The 4357-nt window shown below is 71.7% G+C and carries 5 protein-coding genes; 3 read left to right on the top strand and 2 right to left on the bottom strand.

What is annotated here, in order from left to right; all coding sequences use genetic code 11:
- Positions 1 to 739: DUF4253 domain-containing protein (locus tag Q2100_RS29895; RefSeq protein ID WP_302916933.1), on the top strand; the 739-nt coding region annotated here is incomplete at its 5' end.
- 22 nt (positions 740 to 761) lie between these two features.
- On the opposite strand, the gene Q2100_RS29890 is transcribed toward Q2100_RS29895, so the two are convergent.
- On the bottom strand, positions 762 to 1724 hold the full coding sequence (locus Q2100_RS29890; protein WP_302916932.1) for an AraC family transcriptional regulator: 963 nt from the start codon (positions 1722 to 1724) through the stop codon (positions 762 to 764).
- A gap of 86 nt (positions 1725 to 1810) precedes the next feature.
- Between Q2100_RS29890 and Q2100_RS29885 the strand changes: the two genes are divergently transcribed.
- Positions 1811 to 2308 (top strand): anthrone oxygenase family protein, encoded by a 498-nt coding sequence (locus Q2100_RS29885; protein ID WP_302916931.1) that lies wholly within the window; start codon positions 1811 to 1813, stop codon positions 2306 to 2308.
- Here Q2100_RS29885 and Q2100_RS29880 read toward each other — a convergent pair.
- Positions 2292 to 3122, bottom strand: a complete 831-nt coding sequence (locus tag Q2100_RS29880) for an RDD family protein (RefSeq protein ID WP_407667722.1) — start codon at positions 3120 to 3122, stop codon at positions 2292 to 2294. The two genes, Q2100_RS29885 and Q2100_RS29880, sit on opposite strands and share 17 nt — an antisense overlap.
- Before the next feature lie 98 nt (positions 3123 to 3220).
- On the opposite strand from Q2100_RS29880, the gene Q2100_RS29875 reads away from it, so the two are divergent.
- On the top strand, positions 3221 to 4213 hold the full coding sequence (locus Q2100_RS29875; RefSeq protein WP_264012300.1) for a stage II sporulation protein M: 993 nt from the start codon (positions 3221 to 3223) through the stop codon (positions 4211 to 4213).
- Positions 4214 to 4357: the final 144 nt, after the last annotated feature.

Below are 4357 nucleotides of genomic sequence, written 5' to 3'. Positions count from 1 at the left end.
GCCCGCCGACCCGGCCGCCGCCTTCGTCGCGCACGGCGTCCAACTCGCCGAGGTGAGCCGCCACGACGGCGTGCTGGCGCACGGCGGGCCGCTGTGGACGGTGCCGGTGCCCCCCGGTGACGAGGCGGCGCGGTTGTGGGCACAGATCCGGAACCTGTTCCCGCAGACCGGTCTGTGGCCGGTGCTCATCACAGCGCGCACGTGGCACCGCATCGGCGGTGACGGCGGCGTCGAGGATCCGGCGCTGTGGACCGGCGGCCCCGAAGGCGCGGCCTGGCTGGAACGTGAATACCGCTCCTACACCGCGCACAACGACGACCTGCCGCGGGCCGAGGGCGTCGAGCTCATCGGTCTGCAGCGCACCCACCGGAGACAGACCTGGGCGGAGATGGACGACACCGGCCGGTTCGACCGGCTGGCGCTGGTGCCCACGCCGGCGCCCTGGTACGTGCCCGCGTTGCTGCAGTGGTCCGGCGCCGTCAACTACAACATCACCGGCAGCGGCCACACCGCGGTCCTGCGGCGCTGGGCGGGCAAGTTCGACGCCCACGTCGCAGCACTCGACGACGAGTCCATGGTCTTGCGCGTCACCCAGCCGCCACGGTCGCCGTCCGCGATGCGCTCGGCGGCGCTGGAGGCGTTCCTGTACTGCACCGACTCCGTGCTCCAGGGGTCGGGTTCCATCGACGCGCTGGCCAACCGGCTGGGCTTCGACATCTGGAACTTCTGGTGGGACTGAACCGCCTGTCGCAGAACCAGTCTCACAGCGCGGCGGCGTCGGGCGCCGGCGCGGACCGCGCCGCGATGCGGTGTGCGTTCGGGCTCATCCCGTAGGCCCGCTTGAACGCACTGCTCAACGCGAACGGCGTGCTGTAGCCGACGCGGCGGGCCACCGCGGCGATGGTGTTCCCGCCGTCGCGCAGCAGGTCGGCGGCCAGCGCCAGCCGCCAGTGGGTCAGAAATGCGATCGGCGGCTCGCCGACCAGCCCGGTGAACCGTCGTGCGAAGACGGCGCGCGAGACACCGACGGCCGCAGCGAGTTCGGCGACCGTCCAGGGGTGGGCGGGATTGTTGTACATCAGCTTGAGCGCCGGGCCGGCCACCGCGTCCTGCTCGGCGTACCACCACGTCGGCGCGTGACCGTCGCGGCCGAACCAGTTGCGCAGCACCGCGATCAGCAGCAGGTCCAGCAGCCGATCCAGGTAGGCCTCCTGGCCGGGACCGTCGCAACCGGCCTCGTCGGCCAGCAGGTCGACCAGCGGGCTGTCCCACTCGCCGGAGCGCACCACCAGCACCGGCGGCAGCGCGTCGAGCAGCCGTGTGCTCACCTCGCTGCGCCCCTCGTAGGCGCACACCACCGCACGGGTGGAGCCGGCTGCCGAATTGCCCCAGGTACGGACGCCGACGGACATCTCGAAACGCAGATCCGCGCCGGACACCGTGGTGCACCGCTGCCCCGGGTGGATCACCACCGTCGGGACGCTCGTCGGGTCGTCGGCGAACACATAGTGCTGGGTGCCGCGGGCGACCGCGACGTCGCCGGGATGCAGCCAGGTTGTGCCGCTGAGCGGGCCGACGATGGCAGCGCTGCCGTGGGTCTGGCAGATCAGCGTCAGCGGCGCCTCGTCCCGGATCTTCATCGACCACGGCGGGTCCATCACCATCCGCAGCACGAACGCTCCGCGCGCCCGCACCCCGTCGAGCAAGCCGACCACAGCGTCCACGCCGCGAGCGTAGACCCAGACGCCTGCGTATGGAACCGGGACGATCGACGATGGATCGTCTCGCTCAGGCGCGGTTGAGTCGACGCATGAGCCTCAATCCCGTCGTCGCCCTCACCGTCACCGCCGCGATCGCCGCCGCCGTGGTCGGCGGGGTGTTCTACGCGTTCTCCACGATCGTCATGCGCGGACTCGATCGAACCGGACCCGTCGCCGCGATCACCGCGATGCGCGGGATGAACGCCGAGGCGCAGGCCAACGGGCCGTTCCTGCTGGTGTTCGTCGGGTCGGCGCTGCTGTCGGCCGCCGTCGTGGTTGTCGCGGTGGTGCGCATCGGCCAGCCCGGCGGCTCGCTGCTGCTGGCCGGCGGGGTGGCGGGCGTGGCCGGCTTCGCCATCACGATGGCGTTCAACGTGCCGCTCAACAACCACCTCGACACCGTCGACCCCACTGCACTCGGCGTGGCGGAGGCCACCCGCGAATGGGCCGCCTATCTCTCGACCTGGACGGCGTGGAACCACGTCCGCGCCGCCGCCGGGATCGCGGCGGCCGTGCTGATGGCCCTCGGGCTCAACTCGGGGGAGTGAAGCCGCCCGGCTGCCCGCCGGGCTGCGGCGCATACGTCGGGGGAGCGGGTGCGTACGGCGGCTGTGCGGTGTAGGTCGCGGGAATGGGTGCGAACGGCGGGGTCTGCGGGTGGGGTGGTCCCGGTGGTGCGGTGTGCGCACCGAGCCGCACCAACTCCCTGCGGTGCCGCTCGGCGAGGACGGCGGCGAGCACGTACTGCGGCGGTGCGCCCGGCGGTGGCGGCGGCGAGATCTGCGCGACCACGTCGGCGGCGATCCGGTGCCCCATCACCTCACGGATCCGCGGGTCGAGTTGCGGTGCCCGGTTGAGGAACTGGCGGGCCAGCTCGATCGTCTCGGCGCGCAGCCCGGAGAGCTGCAGCGTGCCTGCCCACCAGGCCATGGACGGCGGCATCGCGGGCGGCGGGGGCATCTTCGGCGCCCGCTCGCTGATCACCACGGTGCCGGCGAAGATGTCGCCGATGCGCTTGCCCTTCGCCGAGAGCAGACTGCAGATGACCGCGGGCCCGCCGGTGAACGTCCAGAGCTCGATGAAGCCGGACAATCCGCGAAACAGCGCCTGGCGGAAGCGTTCCGGGCTGCCGTCCTCGGACACCACCCGCAGGCCGAGTGCCATCTTCCCCAATGATTTTCCGCGCGTCGCCGTTTCGAAGACGACGGGATAGCCGACGATGGTCACGACGGTGAAGATGATGAGCACCGCCGCGACGAAGGCGGGATCGCGGTCGGTCAGCGTCAACGCCCACAGCAGCACCCCGACGAGGTAGCCGGCCAGCACCACGATCACGTCGATGATGGCCGCCAGGACACGCACCGGCAGCTGGGCGATTTGCACGTCGAGGACGACCGCATCCCCGGTCACCACCGGCTCGGGCTGGGAGACCATGTCGCCACGCTACTAGGCTGGCCCGGGTGGATGTCGACGCGTTCGTGCTGGCCCACCGGCGCACGTGGGACCGGCTCGATGAGCTGATCAAGCGCCGCCGCAGGCTCACCGGAGCCGAGATCGACGAGCTGGTCGACCTGTATCAGCGGGTGTCGACACACCTGTCGATGGTGCGCAGCGCGTCGGCCGACTCCATGCTGGTGGGCCGGCTGTCGGGGCTGGTGGCGCGGGCCCGGTCGGCGGTCACCGCGGCCCACGCACCGCTGTGGTCGGAGTTCGTCCGGTTCTGGACAGTGTCGTTCCCGGTGGTGGCCTACCGGTCGTGGCGCTGGTGGCTGGGTTCGGCGGTGGCGTTCTTCGCCGTCGCGGCGGTGATCGCGCTGTGGGTGGCGGGCACCCCGGAGGTGCAGGCCACGATCGGCACGCCGGACGAGATCGCCAAGCTCGTCAACGAGGAGTTCGCCGCCTACTACAGCGAGAACCCCGCGGGGTCGTTCGCGCTGCGGGTGTGGGTGAACAACGCGTGGGTGGCCGCCCAGTGCATCGTCTTCGCGATCCTGCTCGGCCTGCCGATCCCGTACATCCTGTTCCAGAACGCGGCCAATCTCGGCGTCTCGGCGGGCTTGATGTTCGACGCGGGGAAGGGCGACGTGTTCCTGGGTCTGCTGGCGCCGCACGGGCTGCTGGAGCTCACGGCGGTGTTCCTCGCGGCGGCGGCCGGGATGCGGCTGGGATGGACCGTGGTGTCGCCGGGCGACCGGCCCCGCGGGCAGGTGCTCGCCGAGCAGGGCCGAGCGGTGATGTCGGTGGCCATCGGACTGGTCGCGGTGCTGCTGGTGTCGGGTCTGATCGAGGCGCTGGTGACGCCCGCGCCGTTCCCCACCTTCGTGCGCATCGCGATCGGGGTGGCCGCGGAGCTCGCTTTCCTCGCCTACATCGTGCATTTCGGCCGCAAGGCCGTGCGGGCGGGTGAGACGGGCGACGTCGACGACGCCCCCGACGTGGTGCCCACCCGCTGAGTTCTCTGGCGAGCACCTAGAGGCGGCCGGTGGCCTTCATCGCCAGGTAGTGATCGGCCAGCGCGGGCGCGAGGTCGTCGGGCGGCGCGTCGACCACGTCGACGCCGTGCCGCCGCAGCCGCGACGCGATCGCGCGCCGGTCGT

Source organism: Mycolicibacterium arseniciresistens (assembly GCF_030519285.1).
In the GTDB taxonomy this organism is placed as follows: Bacteria; Actinomycetota; Actinomycetes; order Mycobacteriales; family Mycobacteriaceae; genus Mycobacterium; species Mycobacterium arseniciresistens.
The sequence above is the reverse complement of the archived record's forward strand: the minus strand, read 5'-3'. Positions and strand labels throughout refer to the sequence as shown.

What these genes read in the sequence shown, in the direction of transcription:
- Q2100_RS29885 (WP_302916931.1), top strand. Translation starts at nt 1,811, where the DNA reads ATGAGCCTCAATCCCGTCGTCGCCCTCACCGTCACCGCCGCGATCGCC.